The sequence below is a fragment of the Micrococcus sp. ACRRV genome (assembly GCF_022346985.1).
Lineage (GTDB): Bacteria > Actinomycetota > Actinomycetes > Actinomycetales > Micrococcaceae > Micrococcus > Micrococcus porci.
The window spans coordinates 17,218-33,076 of record NZ_JAKRNH010000018.1; the positions used below are offsets into that span (position 1 = coordinate 17,218).

Here is a 15,859-nt window from a genome sequence, read left to right on the forward strand (position 1 = left end):
CCCTGTCGACTCGTTTGAAGGAGACCCGTCCCATGGCCCAGATCGACGCCATCCACGCCCGCGAGATCCTGGACTCCCGCGGCAACCCCACCGTCGAGGTGGAGGTGCTGCTGACCGACGGCTCCCTGGGCCGCGCCGCCGTCCCGTCGGGCGCCTCCACGGGTGAGTTCGAGGCCGTCGAGCGCCGCGACGGCGACACGGAGCGCTACCTCGGCAAGGGCGTGCAGGACGCCGTGAACGCCGTGTTCGAGATCGCGGAGGAGCTCGAGGACGAACTCGCCACCGACCAGCGTGCCGTGGATCAGATGATGCTGGACATGGACGGCACGGAGAACAAGGGCAAGCTCGGCGCCAACGCGATCCTGGGCGTGTCCATGGCCGTGGCCGTCGCCGCCGCCGACTCCGCCGACCTGCCGCTCTACAAGTACCTGGGCGGCCCCAACGCCCACGTGCTGCCCGTGCCGATGATGAACATCCTCAACGGCGGCGCCCACGCGGACTCCAACGTGGACATCCAGGAGTTCATGATCGCCCCGATCGGCGCCCCGTCCTTCCGCGAGGCGCTGCGCATGGGCGCCGAGGTGTACCACTCCCTCAAGAAGGTGCTCCAGGAGAAGGGCCTGTCCACCGGCCTGGGCGACGAGGGCGGCTTCGCCCCGAACCTCGAGTCCAACCGCGCCGCCCTGGACCTGATCGCCGAGGCCGTGCAGAAGGCCGGCTACACCCTGGGCGAGGACGTCGCCCTGGCCCTGGACGTGGCCTCCTCCGAGTTCTGCGAGAACGGCTCCTACACCTTCGAGGGCCGCCAGCGCTCGGCCGAGGAGATGTCCGCCTACTACGCCGAGCTCGTGGACAACTACCCGATCGTCTCCATCGAGGACCCGCTCGACGAGAACGACTGGGAGGGCTGGGAGCACCTCACCGAGCAGCTCGGCGACCGCGTGCAGCTCGTGGGCGACGACCTGTTCGTCACCAACGTGGCGCGCCTGCGGCGAGGCATCGACGAGAAGGCGGGCAACGCCCTGCTCGTGAAGGTGAACCAGATCGGCTCCCTGACCGAGACCTTCGACGCGATCGCCCTGGCCCAGCGCCACATGTTCCACTGCATGATCTCGCACCGCTCCGGCGAGACCGAGGACACCTTCATCGCGGACCTCGCCGTGGCCACCAACGCCGGCCAGATCAAGACCGGCGCCCCGGCCCGCTCGGACCGTGTGGCCAAGTACAACCAGCTCCTGCGCATCGAGGAGGACCTGGCCGACGCCGCCGTGTACGCCGGCCGCTCCGCGTTCCCGCGCTTCCAGGGCTGAGCCCGACGGCACCCCGCGCCGCCCCGACGGGCCCGTCCGGACACGTTCCGGGCGGGCCCGCCGCCGTCTCCGGCCGGCCAGGGTCCTGCCAGGGGAGGGCAGTAGGCTGTGGGGGTCCCGCCCACGTCCCGAAGGAGACCGGCATGAGCGCCCGCCGCCCCCGTGTGCCCCGTGTGGCCGTGCCGGACACCGCTCCCGAGAGGGCGACCCCCGCCGTCGTCGAGCCGGTCGTCGTCGAACCGGCCCCCGTGGCGCCGGCCGCACCGGAGGCGCCGGCGCCCCCGGCCCCCCCGGGCCCGCAGGTCATCGACCTGCAGGAGGCGGCGCAGCGTCGTCGGCACGAGGCCACCCGGCCCTCCCCACGGCCCGATGCCGAGCGCGCGGCCGCCCAGCGCGTCGCCCGTCTGCGGGAGGAGCGCCGCCGCGCCACCGTCCGGGAGCACGCCGCGGCCCGTCGTCGCGTGCCCCTGCCCGAGCCGGTGCCCGCGCGCCAGCTCACGGGCCGCTCCCTCGTGGTGCTGGCCGTGCTGATCATCGCCGCCGTGCTGGTGGCGCCCACGGCGCGCCTCATGCTCAACCAGCAGCTCGAGATCTCCGCGGCCCAGCAGGACATCGCCGAGCAGCAGCGCCGGAAGGCGGAGTACGAGGAGCAGATCCGGCGCTGGGACGACCCCGGCTACGTGGCCCAGCAGGCGCGCCAGCGCCTGGAGCTCGTCATGCCGGGGGAGACCCTCTACACCGTCACCGGCCTGCCCGACGAGTCCGGCGCCGTCCCGGCCGACTCCGTCCCCCAGGAGAAGGTCAACGACCGGCTCCCGTGGGTGGAGGGCCTGTGGGACTCCGCCGTCCGCGCCGCCACCGAATGACCACGCCCGCTTCCCGCCCCGCATCCCAGGAGGACGCCTTGACCGAGACCCCCGCGCCCCAGGACCCCCGCGCCGTCACCGAGCAGGACCTGGACACGCTCTCCCGGCAGCTGGGACGCCCGGTGCGCGACGTCGTGGAGGTCGGCGCCCGCTGCGTCTGCGGCAACCCGCTGGTGGCCACCACGGCGCCGCGCCTGTCCAACGGCATCCCGTTCCCGACGACGTTCTACCTGACGCATCCGGTGCTCACCGCCGCCGTCTCCCGCCTGGAGGCGGGCGGTCTCATGGCGGAGATGAACGACCGGCTGGCCGCGGACCCGGAGCTCGCCGCCGCGCACCGCGCCGCCCACGAGGCGTACCTGGCCGAGCGCGAGCGGATCCGCGTGGCGTCCGGCACGGGCGAGGTGCCGGAGATCGCGCACGTCTCCGCGGGTGGGCTGCCCGACCGCGTGAAGTGCCTCCACGCGCTCGTGGGCCACGCGCTCGCGGCCGGACCGGGGGTGGACCCGCTGGGTGACGAGGCGATCGCCGCCGTCGCCGAGTGGTGGACTCCCGGGGTGTGCGCGTGCGCGGGCGCCTGGGACGAGGCGGCTCCCGTGCCGACACGGGACCTGTCCCGCCACGTCAAGCACCTCGAGCGTGTCGAGCGCCTGGAGCGGGTGACGGTGGCCGGCGTTGACTGCGGCACGAACTCCATCCGCCTGCTCATCGCCCGCCCGGCCGGTGCGGAGGACGCCGCAGAGCCCGCCGGCCTGCCCGCGGGCGCGCCCCTGGAGGACGTCGTCCGCGAGATGCGCGTGGTGCGCCTGGGCGAGGGGGTGGACGCCACCGGCGCGTTCTCGGAGGCCGCGCTGGAGCGCACCTTCGCCGCGGTGGACGAGTACGCCCACCTGGTGAAGCGCCACCACGCGGGGCGGGTGCGGTTCGTCGCCACCTCCGCCAGCCGCGACGTCTCCAACCGGGAGGCGTTCGTGCAGGGCGTGTCGGAGCGCCTCGGTGTGGAGCCCGAGGTGATCTCGGGGGAGGAGGAGGCCCGGCTGTCCTTCGCCGGAGCGGTCTCCGCCGTGGACGTCTCCGCCCTGGACGACGACGCCCTCGTGCTCGTGGTGGACCTCGGCGGCGGGTCCACGGAGTTCGTCGTCGGCACCCCGGCTGGCGAGGTCGTGGACGCGGTGAGCATGGACATGGGCTGCGTGCGCTTCACCGAGCGCTTCGGACTGGCCGGGTCGGCCGCCGCGGACGGGGTGGCCGCCGCCCGTGCCGCCGTGGAGCAGGTGATGGACGACGTCGCCGCGCGCCTGCCGCTGGAGCGTGTGGGGGCCGCGGTGGGCGTGGCGGGCACGGTGACCACCGTGACGGCCGAGGCCCTCGGGCTGGCCGAGTACGACCCCGCCGCGATCCACGGCGCCGTGCTCCCGGTGGAGCGGCTGCGCGCCGCCGCGGAGGCCCTGCTGACGGCGGATCGGGAGGAGCGCGCCGCGCGCGGGTTCATGCATCCGGGCCGGGTGGACGTGATCGGAGCGGGCTCGCTGATCTGGTCCACGGTGCTCGCGCGGGTCGCCGCGGCGAGCGGCGTGACGGAGGCCGTGACCAGCGAGCACGACATCCTCGATGGGATCGCCCTGTCCCTGCGGGGTTGAGCGTCCCCCGGGCGTGGGAGCGGCCGCGGGGCCGGGATTAGGATGACCTCATGTCTATCACCCCTGATCTGTCCCCGAAGCCGCGCCTGCTCGTCGTCGGCGGCGGCTACGCCGGTTTCCACATCGCCCAGACCCTCCAGTCCAAGGTGAAGGACCGTGGCGGCGTCGTGACCGTCGTGGACCCCCGCCCGTACATGACCTACCAGCCCTTCCTGCCGGAGGTCGTGGGCGGCCACATCGAGGGGCGCCACGTGATCGTGGATCTTCAGACCCACCTCAAGGACACCGAGGTCGTCCGCGGCGCCGTGACCAAGGTCGAGCACGCCCGCAAGGTCGCCGTGGTCCGCGGCGAGGACGGGGCCGAGTTCGAGGTGCCCTACCAGGACATCGTGATGACCGCCGGTGCGAACACCCGCGTGTTCCCCATCCCGGGCCTGGCCGAGCAGGGCATCGGCCTCAAGACCGTGGAGGAGGCCGTGGCGCTGCGCAACCAGATCCTGGAGCGCCTGGACGCCGCCGCCCTCATGACCGACGCCGAGCAGCGCCGCGCCGCCTTGACCTTCGTGGTCGTCGGCGGCGGCTTCGCCGGCATCGAGGCCATCGCGGAGATGGAGAACCTCATCCGCACCGCGGTCTCCCGCAACGAGAATCTCTCCCAGACCGAGGTCCGCATCGTGCTCGTCGAGGCCATGGGCCGCATCATGCCCGAGGTGTCCGAGGACCAGGCGCAGGCCGTCGTGGCGCACCTCAAGGGCCGCGGCATCGAGGTGCTGCTGAACACCTCGCTGGGCGACGCCACCGGCGGCGTCATGAAGCTGGTCAACATGGCCGACAAGTCGGAGGCCGACTCCTTCCGTGCCGACACCCTCGTGTGGACTGCCGGTGTCGCCGCCAACGGTGTTGCCAAGCAGACCGACTTCCCGGTGGAGGACCGCGGGCGCATCGAGGTCACCCCCACCCTCCAGATCAAGGACGGCGAGGGCGTGCTCGAGGGCGCGTGGGCCTGCGGCGACGTCGCGGCCGTGCCGGACCTCACCGGCGCCGGCCCCGGTGGCTTCTGCGTCCCCAACGCCCAGCACGCCGGCCGGCAGGCCGCGCAGCTGGCCAAGAACTACATGGCCGTGCGGCACGGCGAGGGCGAGGTGCAGGAGTACGTGCACAAGTCCCTGGGCGCCGTCGCCGGCCTCGGCTTCCTCAAGGGCGTCGGCAACCCGATGGGCGTCAAGCTCTTCGGCGTGCCCGCCTTCCTGGCCCACCGCGGCTACCACGCCTACGCGATGCCGACCCTGGAGCGCCGCTTCCGGATCGTCTCCGGCTGGATCGCCGAGACCCTCTTCGGCCGCGACTCCACCTCCGTGGACGGCCAGGAGACCCCCTTCAACGCGTTCCGCGTGGCCGCCGGCGCCGAGCCGGTGCCCTCCACCCTGGAGAAGAAGCGCGCCGGCGAGCTCGCAGCGAAGTGACCCTCCCGCGCGTCTGACGCGCACACGGCCCCGCCCGGGATCCGGGCGGGGTCGTCGCGCCCCCGTGGCCCAACCGGCAGAGGCATCCGACTTAAAATCGGCGTGGTGCGGGTTCGAGTCCCGCCGGGGGCACCACGACGTCCGGCTCCGCAGGACGCCCAGGTCCAGCCCGGGAACTTCGCCCTGCGTGAACGCAACGCCCCCGTTCCGCCTGCGGCGGAGCGGGGGCGGTGCGGAATCGGGTCCCCTCGGTAGACTGAGGTGGAACCCCCGGAGCACGTGTGCAGCGCATTCACGCGGTGTGTTCGGGCCGTCCCGACCCGAAGGAGCGAGCCGTGGCCAACCCGGTGATGAACTCGAACAACTTCCAGCAGCAGATGCACGCGGGCCAGCAGCAGCCCGGCTGGTACCAGAACGCCGCCCCCCAGGCGCCCTCCGGCCAGCAGCAGAGCCCCTACGGCCAGTCTCAGGCGTACGGCGCCCAGCAGGCGGCGCAGCAGGCCGCCTTCCAGCAGAACATGGAGCAGGCCTTCCGCGCCCCGGCCGCCGGCGCCGCCGAGACCGGCCGGATGACCTACAACGACATCGTCGGCAAGACCGCCCTCATGCTCACCCTCGTGGTGATCGGCGGCGCGATCGGCTGGACCATGCCGGCGCTCATGCTCATCGGCGCGATCGTCGGCCTGGTCCTGGGCCTGGTGAACTCGTTCAAGCGCGAGCCCTCGCCCGTCCTGATCATGGGCTACGCCCTGGCCGAGGGCCTGTTCCTCGGCGGCATCTCCGCCTCCTTCGAGGCCGCCTACGGCGGCATCGTGCTGCAGGCCGTGCTCGGCACCGTGTCCGTGTTCGCCGTGATGCTGGCCCTCTACACCTCCGGGAAGTTCCGTCCCACCCCGCGCATGACCAAGATCGTGATGGCCGCCATGATCGGCTACATGCTGTTCATGCTGCTGAACCTGGTGCTGACCTTCACCGGCATCGCCAACCTGCGCCTCGGCGCCATGGGCCTCATCGTCGGCGCCGTGGCCGTGCTGCTGGCCGCCTACTCGCTGACCATGGACTTCGAGATGGGCGCCCAGGGCGTGAAGAACGGCGTCCCGCAGAAGTACTCCTGGACCGTCGCCTTCGGCCTGACCGTGACCCTGATCTGGCTGTATGTGGAGATCCTGCGCATCCTCTCGATCCTCCGCTCGGACGACTGATCCGGCCCCGTCCCGCCGACGACGCCCCCGTCCCCACCGGACGGGGGCGTCGTCCTCTGCCGCCTCCGGGACGCCCGTCCCGCGTAGATTGGTCCCAGCCGTCCGCCCGCCCTGCACCCGAGGAGCCCGCCATGACCGTCCCGCCCGCGCCCGACGCCGACGCCGTCTTCGGCGCGCCCCGGGCCTCCGGCGCCCAGTACCGGATCGCCCGCGGCGGGGCGGAGGCCGTCGTCGCGGCCCTCGCCGGGGCGCTGCGCACCTACCGCCTGGACGGGGTGGACCTCACCGAGCCGTACGGCCCGGACATGGTCCCCCCGGCCGGCAACGGCATCCAGATGAGCCCGTGGCCCAACCGCGTGGCCGGCGGGCGCTGGGAGCTGGACGGCGCGGCCCAGCAGCTGGACGTCACGGAGCCCTCCCGCGGTCACGCGAGCCACGGGCTGCTGCGCAACACCCACTTCACGGCCGAGTCCGTGGCCGAGGACGCCGTGACCCTGCGCGGGGAGATCCACCCGCAGCACGGCTGGCCCTTCCGCCTCACCCACCGCGTCGCCTACGCCCTGGACGACGCCGGCGCCCTCACCGTCACCATGTCGCTGGAGAACCACGCCGACGCCGAGGCGCCGGTGGCGTTCGGCGCCCACCCGTTCCTGCGGATCGGGGACGTCCCCAGCGCGGAACTGACCCTCCAGGTGCCGGCCCGGGAGTGGATCCGCACGGGCGAGGACTTGATCCCCGTGGAGACCCTGCCCGTGGACGGCGGCCCGCAGGACTTCCGCTCCGGCCGCCCGGTGGGCGCGCAGGGGCTCGATGTGGGGCTGACCGGCCTGGAGGCCGACGCAGACGGGCTGCACCGTGCCCGGCTCCTGGCTCCGGACGGACGCTCCGTGACCCTGTGGTCCGATCCCGCGTTCACGGTCACCCACGTGTTCGTCACGGACCGGCTGCCGGGCCGGGACGTCGCCGTCGCCGTCGAGCCTCTCACCGCTCCCGCCGACGCCCTGAACTCCGGGACCGGCCTCCACCGCCTGGCGCCCGGCGCCACCCTGACCGCCCGTTGGGGCCTCGTCCCCGACCTCGCCCCCGCCGCGCCCGCGGCCGCACCCAAGGAGGACGCCGCATGAGCTCCACGCTCTCGACCGACGCCAAGCTCGAGAAGGACATCCCCTACGGGCTGACCGTGGCGGCCGGCTGGTCGTGGCGGGTGATCGCCGTCGCGGCCATGCTCTGGGTCGTCTGGCACTTCGCCGGGTTCGCCAGCCTCGTGATCATCCCCGTGCTGGTGGCCGCCCTGCTGGCGGTCCTGCTGGCCCCGATCTACCGGGCGCTGCGCCGGGCGCGCATCCCCGGGGTGCTCGCCGCGGTGCTGTCCATCGTGCTCCTGCTCGCCGCCGTCGTGCTCCTGGCCTGGGTGGCCGGGCTGGAGCTCGTCCAGGGCTTCTCCGACCTCTCCGACCAGCTGGGCGCGTCCGTGGAGCACCTGGTGACCTGGGTGCAGGGCATGGGCGTGCCCGTGAGCTTCGACGCCGCCGCGCTGGACAACGTCTGGAGCACGGTGAAGGACAACTCCGGGGTGCTCGTCGACGGCGCCCTGGCGTTCGGGTCCACCGCCGCGAACGTGCTCACCGGCCTGTTCATCGCCCTGTTCACCCTGATCTTCTTCCTCTTCGACGGCGAGCGGATCTGGCGCTTCCTGCTGGCGTTCGTGCCGCACACCAGCCGCAGCCGGGTGGACGTCGCCGGGCGCACCGGCTGGAACGCCCTCGGCTCGTTCGTGCGCGTGCAGATCGTGGTCGCGTTCATCGACGCCGTGGGCATCGGCCTCGGCGCGTGGCTCCTGGGCGTGCCGCTGGCCCTGCCGGTCGCGGTGATCGTCTTCCTCTTCTCCTTCGTGCCCACCATCGGCGCGATCGCCTCGGGCGCGCTCGCGTGCGTCCTGGCCCTCACCGCCAACGGGCTCGTCAACGCCCTGCTGATGCTCGGCGTCGTGATCCTGGTGCAGCAGATCGAGTCCAACCTGCTGCAGCCGCTGATCATGGGCCGGGCGGTGTCCCTGCACCCGCTGGCCGTGTTCCTCGGCGTCGCCGCGGGCGGCGTCGCCCTCGGCCTCGTCGGCGCCGTGTTCGCCGTCCCGCTGCTGGCCTTCGCCAACGCGTTCGTCCAGGCCCTGCGCGCCAAGGGCCCCGGGGAGGAGATCCTCCCGGGGGAGAAGGTCTTCCGCCCCTCGGACGAGGTGATCGCCGCGGCCCGTCGCGACGCCAAGCTGGATCCGAAGCTCGACCCGACCTCCTTCGACGACGACTCAGGCCCGGACGGGGATGTGGAGGACGGACGCACCGGCTCCACCCGCACGGAGCTCAAGCCGTGACCGCGGGCGGCGCCGCCCCCGCCCCGTGGCTGCGCCCGGCCGACGCGCAGGAGCCCACCGGCGACCGGCTGCCCGTGCGCCTGGAGGACGTGGAGGCCGCCCGCGGCGTCCTCGAGGACGTCGCCGAGCACACCCCGGTGATGCTCTCCCGCGCCCTCACGGACCAGCTCGGCACGCCCGTCCACCTCAAGTGCGAGAACCTCCAGCGCGCCGGCTCCTTCAAGGTGCGCGGCGCCTACGTCCGCATGGCCCGGCTCAGCGCGGAGGAGCGGGCGGCCGGCGTCGTCGCGGCCTCGGCGGGCAACCACGCCCAGGGCGTCGCCCTCGCGGCGGCCAAACTGGGGATCCACGCGCGGATCGTCATGCCCCGCGGGGTGGCCCTGCCCAAGCTGCAGGCAACCCAGGACCACGGCGCCGAGGTCCAGCTGTACGGGTCCACCGTGGACGAGGCGCTCGCCGAGGCGCAGCGCTACGCCGCGGCGACCGGCGCCGTCTTCATCCCGCCGTTCGACGACCCGGCGATCGTCGCCGGGCAGGGCACCGTGGGCCTCGAGATCATGGACGACCTGCCCCGGGTGGACACCGTCCTCGTGGGGATCGGCGGCGGAGGGCTGATCGCGGGCCTGGCCATCGCGGTGAAGGAGCGGGCCCGGCGGGAGGGCCGGACGGTCCGTGTGGTGGGCGTGCAGGCCGCCACGGCCGCCGCGTACCCGGTGTCCCTGCGGGAGGGCCGGGTGCAGGTGCTGGAGTCCGTCTCCACCATCGCCGACGGCATCGCCGTGGGCCGTCCCGGCGCCTTGCCGTTCGACATCGTCTCCGGCCTGGTGGACGCCGTCGTCACCGTCACGGACGACGAGATCGCCGGCGCGATGGTCCACCTCGTGGAGCGCTCCAAGCTCGTGGTGGAGCCGGCCGGGGCCGTCGGCGTGGCCGCCCTGCTGTCCGGGCGCGCGCGGGACCTGGGCTTCGACCTGGGGACCACCGCCGTGGTGCTCTCCGGCGGGAACATCGACCCGATGCTCATGCTCAAGTCCATCCAGTCCGGCCTGTCGGCGGCGGGGCGGTACATGACCGTGCGGATCCCGTTGCGGGACCGCCCCGGCGAGCTGGCGACCATCTCCCGCGTGATCGCGGAGACGGAGGCGAACGTCGTGCGGGTGGACCACACGCGGGTGGGCCCGGAGCTGTCCATGGGCTCCGTGCACATCACCCTGGACATGGAGACCAAGGGCTGGGACCACTGCGAGGCGGTGCTCACCGCGCTGCGCGAGTCCGGGTACAGCCCGCTGCGCCTCACCTGAGCCGGCGCCGGACACCGCACGGGCCCCGGGCGTCTGCCCGGGGCCCGTCATCCGTGCGGGGGTGTCCGCGCGGCCGGCCGTGCTCAGCCGGCCGCGGCGGCCGCGGCGGCCGCGGTGGAGACGGTGCGGCCCACGGCCTGCACCAGCAGGTCGTCGTGGGTCAGCCGCTCGAGCCGGCGGGACTGCTCGCGGCGGGACTCGCCCTCGGCGCCGGCTTCAGGCAGGACGCGGCGCAGGACGTTGAGCTGGTGCAGGACGCCGAGCAGCAGGCGGTCCTCGTCGGAGGGGGAGTCGCCGTCGAGCGCGGAGGTGAGGCCGGCCACCAGCGCGGGCCGGCCGGGGCCGACGGGCGTGTGGCGGGTGTTCAGGAGCGCCTTGTGCTCCACGAGCTCCCCGGTCTCCACGAGGTGCGCGACGACGGGCTTGCGGGCCTTCGGGCGGCCCTTGCCCACCACGGCGGCGACCTTCTTGCCGCGCAGGCCGTCCACCTCCGTCAGCAGCGCGTCCAGGACCGGGTGGTCCGTGGTCCCGGCACCGGTGACGAGCACGCGCGCCCGGGAGACGGGGGCATCCTCGAGGGAGACGATCCCGGCATCCCGCAGGTCCGCCAGGACCGCGGCGGCCAGGGCGACGTCGTGGTGCGAGGGGGACAGCGAGCGGCCGTCCTCCCGGGTCAGGAGCAGGTGCAGCTTCTCGGAGGTGAGCATGGCGTCAGCGTAGTGGACGCGACGACGGCCGCGCCCCGGCTGGGGCGCGGCCGTCGTGGCGGCCTGCGGCGGGTGGCGCCGCGGGCGGGTCAGGCCTGGTAGGGCTTGACGTCGGTGATCTCCACGGCGATGTCCTTGCCGTTGGGGGCGGTGTAGGTGACCTTGTCGCCCTGCTTGGCGCCGTTGATGGCCTCGCCCATGGGGGAGCGCTCGGAGTAGACCTCGAGGTCCTCGCCGTCGGCCGCGATCTCGCGGTTGCCGAACAGGAAGGTCATCTCGTCGCCGGCGACGACGGCGGTCACCACGGTGCCCGGGGTGACGACGCCGTCGGCGGCCTGGGTCTCGCCCACGCGGGCGGTCTCCAGCAGGTGCTTCAGCTCGGCGATGCGGCCCTCGTTCTTGGACTGCTCCTCGCGGGCGGCGTGGTAGCCGCCGTTCTCCTTGAGGTCGCCCTCCTCGCGGGCGGCCTCGATGCGCTCGATGATCTCCTGGCGGCCGGGGCCGGAGATGTGGGCGAGCTCCTTGCTGAGGCGGTCGAAGGCCTCCTGCGTGAGCCAGGGGGCGTCGGACGGGGTGGTGGCCATGGTGCCGTTCCTCTCGGTGTCGTGGCGGCCGCGGGCCGCTCGGGAATGCGAAGCGCCCCGCCGTGGGTGCGCACGTCCTCTCGCGGGGGCGTGCCCTGCCCGGTGCGGCGGGGCGGAAGATCGGGTCCATCGTACCCGGCGGGGCGTGTCCGCCCAAGGATCGGGCGGCGTCATCGGGACAGCGGCCCGCGGGTCAGGCGGGGCGGCAGCCTTCGACGACGCCGGTGACCCCGCGTCCCACGGTGCGCACGTCGGCCGTGTAGGTCACGGTCTCCCCGGCGGGGTGGTCGGGCCCGGCGCTGACGCGCACCGTGTGGAAGCCGACGGGCGCGTACCGGGCGTCCATGACCTTCAGGTCGCAGGCCGCGGCCTCCACCCCGCGGGGCAGCGTCACCTGGAAGGTCACGGCGGCGTGGGCGGCATCGTCGATCCGGTAGCCGACGTCCTCGGCCTCGACCCTCCCCACGGAGTTCCCGAGGGCGGCGGCCACCGCGGCGGCCACCGCGAGCACGAGGGCGACGGCGCCGAGCACGGTCCACAGGCGCCGGCGGTCGCGGCGCTGGCCCACCCCATAGCGGGTGGCTAGGGTGGTCTCCGGCGCGGACGCGGCAGGGGCGGGGGTCGAGGACATCCCCTCCAGCCTAGCCGCCCCGCGCGCCGCCCGCCGGTCCCCGCCGGCCCGTCCGAACCGAAGGAACAGCGCCCGTGTCCGAGCCGTCCATCCCCGCCCCCACCACCGCGTCGGTGCCCGACTCCACGGGGCTGCGCCTGCTGGCGGTGCACGCGCACCCGGACGACGAGTCCTCCAAGGGCGCAGCCACGATGGCCGCCTACGCGGCGGCCGGCGCCGAGGTGCTCGTGGTGACCTGCACGGGCGGCGAGGCGGGCTCCGTGCTGAACCCCTCCTACGCGCATCCGGTGCGCGCCGAGCGGGACATCGCCGGGGTGCGCCACGCGGAGATGGCCGCGGCGGCCCGTGCCCTGGGCGTCCGTCACCGCTGGCTCGGCTTCCTGGACTCGGGCCTGCCGGAGGGCGACCCCCTTCCGGCGCTGCCGGATCATTGCTTCGCGGAGGTGCCGCTGGAGACGGCGGCGGCCCCGCTCGTCGCGGTGGTGCGTCGCTTCCGCCCGCACGTGATCCTGTCCTACGACGAGGCCGGCGGCTACCCGCACCCGGACCACATCCGCGCCCACGAGGTCACGCGCGAGGCGTGGGAGCGGGCCGGCGACGCCGACGCCTACCCCGGCACCGGCCCCGCCTGGGAGCCGCTCAAGCTCTACTATGACCGCGCGTTCCACCCTGCCAAGTACCAGGCGCTGCACGAGGGGTTCCTGGCGGCGGGCGAGGAGTCCCCGTTCACCGACCGCCTGGAGATGCACGCGCGCATGGAGGCCATGCGGGAGGTGCTGCGTCGCCGCGAGGAGGGGGAGGAGGTCCCGGACCCGGAGCACCTGCCCCCGTTCGTGCCGCCGGTGCACGAGGTCACCACCCAGATCCCCGTGCAGGACTTCCTGGACGAGCGCGACGCCGCCCTCCGCGCCCACGCCACCCAGGTGGACCCGGAGGGGATGTTCTTCGCCGCGCCGAACGAGCTGCAGCGCTCCACGTGGCCGTGGGAGGACTACGCCCTCATCGAGTCCCGTGTGCGGACCGTGCCGCCGGAGACGGACCTCTTCGCCGGCGTGCGCTGACCCTCGACGGGCGGGCCCCCGCGCGGTCCCGCCCGGTAGAGTGGGGCGTCGTGATGTCCCTGGCCCCCCTCGCCCTGTCCGCCGTGTCCCTGGCGGCCTCCGTCTCGCCGAGCGCGCCGATGCCCGCCGTGCCCGAGCCCACGCTCAAGCCGGGGCTGGACAAGCAGGACATCTCCCCGGGCATCGAGGGGTTCCTGTTCACCGCCCTCATGGTGGTGATGGCGATCATCGTGTTCCGACTGATGGTGCGCTCCGTGCGCCGGGTGCAGCAGCGCTCCCCGGAGGCCGAGGCCATGCTCGTGGACCGGCACCAACAGCACCTGCCGGAGGAGGTCCGGGAGGGTGGAGAGCGGCTTGACGGCGACGCCCACGACCGCATCGAGCGCCTGCGTCGGAGGTACCCCGGCTACCTGCAGGACCCCACGCCGGAGCCGGAGTCCCCGGACACCGGCCGCGAGCCCCGCTGACGGTCACGGCCCCGCTGGAGCGCGGGGCCCGGCTCAGGCCGCCAGGACGGCCATCATCACGGCGATGTAGTGGCACACGAAGCCGCCCACGGTGAACACGTGGAAGAGCTCGTGGAAGCCGAACCACTCGCGGTGGATCGTCGGCGCCTTGAGTGCGTAGAAGACGGCGCCGACGATGTAGGCGGCGCCGCCGGCACAGATCAGCACCGCAGCGGGAACGCTCGCCGCGAAGAAGTCCCCGAGGTAGACGACGGCGGCCAGGCCGAGCGCCACGTAGACGGGCGTGTAGAGCCAGCGGGGCGCGTCCGTCCACAGGAGGCGGAACGCCACGCCCAGGGCGGCCCCCACCCACACCGCGGTCACCAGGGTCCACGCCTTGTCCGCGGGCAGCATCGCCAGGGACAGGGGCGTGTAGGTGCCGGCGATCACCAGCATGATGTTCGTGTGGTCCAGCCGCTTGAGCACGCGGGAGACGGTCTCGTTCCACTGGACCAGGTGGTAGGTGGCGGAGACGCCGAAGAGCAGTAGCCCGGTGACCACGTAGACCACGCACGCCCACGTCAGCGTGGCCCCCGGGGCCAGGACGATGAGCACGATCCCGGCAGCCAGCACGAGCGGGGCCATGACGGCGTGGACCCAGCCCCGCAGGCGGGGCTTGTAGAGCGGGTGCTCGGGGTCCCGGATCCGCTCGATCCGCCACTTCAGCGGCCGGCCGGTGCGGTTCTCAACGGAGGGGGCACGGGTGACCATCCCCCCATGCTCCCACACCGTCCCGCGCCTCCCGTCCCGTGTGGCCTGCGCGTATCCTGGATCCCCCGGCCCCCAGCGGAACAGCGAGGTGACCCGTGCGCCGACCCGAGGTCTTCTACCGCCTCTACGAGCGACGTCTCGCCGGCGAGCTCGACCCGGAGCGTCTGCCGCACCACGTGGGGGTGCTGGTGGACGGCAACCGGCGCTGGGCGCGGGCCTTCGGGGCCACCACCCAGGAGGGCCACCAGGCCGGCGCGGACCGGATCATCGACTTCATCGGCTGGTGCGACGAGGTCGGGGTCCCCGTGGTCACCCTGTACATGCTCTCCACCGAGAACCTGGCCCGCCCCGCGGCGGAGCTGACACCGCTGCTGGAGATCATCACGACCACCACCCAGCGCCTGGCCGAGCCGCGGGAGGACCGCGCCCCCGTGCGCGTGCAGCCGGTGGGCGCCGTCGAGCTGCTGCCGCCGCGGATGGCGCAGCAGCTCCGGGACGTCGCCGACCGGACCCGGGACAACACCGGGGTGCACGTGAACGTGGCGGTGGGCTACGGCGGTCGCCTGGAGATCGTCGACGCCGTCCGCGAGCTGCTGGAGGAGGCCGCGGCCGAGGGGCGCTCGGCCGCCGACGTGGCCGCCGAGCTGACCGTGGACGCGATCTCCGACCGCCTCTACACGCGCGGTCAGCCCGACCCGGACCTGGTGATCCGCACCTCCGGGGAGCAGCGCCTCTCCGGCTTCATGACGTGGCAGTCCGCGTACTCCGAGTTCTACTTCTGCGAGGCCATGTGGCCGGCGTTCCGGCGCACGGACTTCCTCCGCGCCCTGCGCGACTACGGCCGCCGTCAGCGCCGCTTCGGCTCCTGAGCCGGCCCGCCCGTCGGCCGGGACCCGGCCGGGGACCTCAGAGGCCCAGCGGGGCGCGGGCGGGCCGGTCCGCGCGCCCCCACAGCAGGGCCAGGCCCACCCCGACGACGGCGCCGGCCAGGTGCCCGGTCCAGGACACCCCCGGCTGGGGCAGGAGGCCGAGCAGGGACGAGCCCAGGTGCGCGGCGGCCACCGCCACGGCCACCACCACCGCGAGCACGCGGCGGGCGACGACGCCGTAGACCAGCAGGAAGGCGATCAGCGCGTAGACGATCCCCGAGGCGCCCACATGCACGCCGGGCGTCCCGATCACCCAGGTCAGCGCGCCGGAGCCCAGCCAGGCCGCCGCGAGCAGCGCCAGGGGCCGGCGGGACACGGCGGCCGCGACCGGCCCGAGCACGAGCAGCGCGGTGGTGTTGCCGACCAGGTGCCGCCAGCCGCCGTGCAGCAGAGGCGAGAAGAGGATTCCGTCGAGGCCGGCCGCGCGGCGGGGGATCAGCCCCAGCCCGCCGATCAGCGCCGAGCCGCCGACGATCGAGACGAGGAACATCACCCACATGGCCGCCACGAGCACGGCCGTGGGGGCCACGGTGCGCACCAGGCCCTGGGCCGCCGCCTGCGTCAGGGACGGGCGGGGCGC

Annotated in this window: 16 protein-coding genes and 1 tRNA gene; 12 read left to right on the plus strand and 5 right to left on the minus strand. The window is 74.0% G+C overall.

The features are described 5' to 3' along the window. Window positions 1-32 precede the first annotated feature (32 nt). From eno to ilvA, 9 genes are all read left to right on the plus strand, one after another. Window positions 33-1,310: a phosphopyruvate hydratase gene (eno, locus tag MHY29_RS03430; RefSeq protein WP_239238228.1), complete on the plus strand. Its 1,278-nt coding sequence runs from the start codon at window positions 33-35 to the stop codon at window positions 1,308-1,310. Window positions 1,311-1,453: 143 nt separating this feature from the next. Beyond that, window positions 1,454-2,176 (plus strand): septum formation initiator family protein, encoded by a 723-nt coding sequence (locus MHY29_RS03435; protein ID WP_224355513.1) that lies wholly within the window; start codon window positions 1,454-1,456, stop codon window positions 2,174-2,176. Window positions 2,177-2,214: 38 nt separating this feature from the next. Further along, window positions 2,215-3,816: a DUF501 domain-containing protein gene (locus tag MHY29_RS12290; RefSeq protein WP_255612602.1), complete on the plus strand. Its 1,602-nt coding sequence runs from the start codon at window positions 2,215-2,217 to the stop codon at window positions 3,814-3,816. Window positions 3,817-3,866: 50 nt separating this feature from the next. Further along, window positions 3,867-5,279, plus strand: coding sequence for an NAD(P)/FAD-dependent oxidoreductase (locus tag MHY29_RS03450; protein WP_224355512.1), 1,413 nt, complete (start codon window positions 3,867-3,869; stop codon window positions 5,277-5,279). Window positions 5,280-5,337: 58 nt separating this feature from the next. Next, window positions 5,338-5,414 (plus strand) — tRNA-Leu (locus MHY29_RS03455). 200 nt (window positions 5,415-5,614) lie between these two features. Then, window positions 5,615-6,481, plus strand: coding sequence for a Bax inhibitor-1/YccA family protein (locus MHY29_RS03460; RefSeq protein WP_224355511.1), 867 nt, complete (start codon window positions 5,615-5,617; stop codon window positions 6,479-6,481). Window positions 6,482-6,612: 131 nt separating this feature from the next. Further along, the gene (locus MHY29_RS03465) at window positions 6,613-7,605 is read left to right on the plus strand and encodes an aldose 1-epimerase family protein (protein WP_224355510.1); all 993 of its coding nucleotides are present in this window, start codon (window positions 6,613-6,615) and stop codon (window positions 7,603-7,605) included. Then, window positions 7,602-8,849, plus strand: a complete 1,248-nt coding sequence (locus MHY29_RS03470) for an AI-2E family transporter (RefSeq protein WP_224355509.1) — start codon at window positions 7,602-7,604, stop codon at window positions 8,847-8,849. The genes MHY29_RS03465 and MHY29_RS03470 overlap by 4 nt, the downstream gene beginning before the upstream one ends. Before the next feature lie 29 nt (window positions 8,850-8,878). Next, window positions 8,879-10,150: a threonine ammonia-lyase gene (gene ilvA / locus MHY29_RS03475; RefSeq protein ID WP_224356851.1), complete on the plus strand. Its 1,272-nt coding sequence runs from the start codon at window positions 8,879-8,881 to the stop codon at window positions 10,148-10,150. 83 nt (window positions 10,151-10,233) lie between these two features. Here ilvA and MHY29_RS03480 read toward each other — a convergent pair whose 3' ends face one another. The 3 genes from MHY29_RS03480 to MHY29_RS03490 form a co-directional block, all read right to left on the minus strand. Next, window positions 10,234-10,857 carry a GPP34 family phosphoprotein gene (locus MHY29_RS03480; protein ID WP_239238229.1) on the minus strand — a complete coding sequence of 208 codons (624 nt, stop codon included), beginning with the start codon at window positions 10,855-10,857 and terminating at the stop codon, window positions 10,234-10,236. Between the two features lie 89 nt (window positions 10,858-10,946). Continuing rightward, window positions 10,947-11,441: a transcription elongation factor GreA gene (gene greA / locus MHY29_RS03485; RefSeq protein WP_224355507.1), complete on the minus strand. Its 495-nt coding sequence runs from the start codon at window positions 11,439-11,441 to the stop codon at window positions 10,947-10,949. A gap of 193 nt (window positions 11,442-11,634) precedes the next feature. Continuing rightward, a complete protein-coding gene (locus MHY29_RS03490) occupies window positions 11,635-12,072 on the minus strand; it encodes a DUF4307 domain-containing protein (protein ID WP_239238230.1) in 438 nt (145 codons plus the stop codon). Between the two features lie 74 nt (window positions 12,073-12,146). Between MHY29_RS03490 and mca the strand changes: the two genes are divergently transcribed. Together mca and MHY29_RS03500 are read left to right on the plus strand one after the other, a co-directional pair. Continuing rightward, window positions 12,147-13,133 (plus strand): mycothiol conjugate amidase Mca, encoded by a 987-nt coding sequence (mca, locus tag MHY29_RS03495; RefSeq protein WP_239238231.1) that lies wholly within the window; start codon window positions 12,147-12,149, stop codon window positions 13,131-13,133. A gap of 53 nt (window positions 13,134-13,186) precedes the next feature. Further along, the gene (locus tag MHY29_RS03500; protein WP_224356850.1) at window positions 13,187-13,600 is read left to right on the plus strand and encodes a hypothetical protein; all 414 of its coding nucleotides are present in this window, start codon (window positions 13,187-13,189) and stop codon (window positions 13,598-13,600) included. 33 nt (window positions 13,601-13,633) lie between these two features. On the opposite strand, the gene MHY29_RS03505 is transcribed toward MHY29_RS03500, so the two are convergent. Continuing rightward, on the minus strand, window positions 13,634-14,350 hold the full coding sequence (locus MHY29_RS03505; protein ID WP_239238232.1) for a hemolysin III family protein: 717 nt from the start codon (window positions 14,348-14,350) through the stop codon (window positions 13,634-13,636). A gap of 95 nt (window positions 14,351-14,445) precedes the next feature. Between MHY29_RS03505 and MHY29_RS03510 the strand changes: the two genes are divergently transcribed. After that, window positions 14,446-15,219, plus strand: a complete 774-nt coding sequence (locus MHY29_RS03510; RefSeq protein ID WP_239238233.1) for an isoprenyl transferase — start codon at window positions 14,446-14,448, stop codon at window positions 15,217-15,219. Between the two features lie 37 nt (window positions 15,220-15,256). Here the strand turns inward: MHY29_RS03510 and MHY29_RS03515 are convergent. Beyond that, a partial coding sequence (locus MHY29_RS03515) for a rhomboid family intramembrane serine protease (protein WP_239238234.1) occupies window positions 15,257-15,859 on the minus strand: 603 nt, incomplete at its 5' end.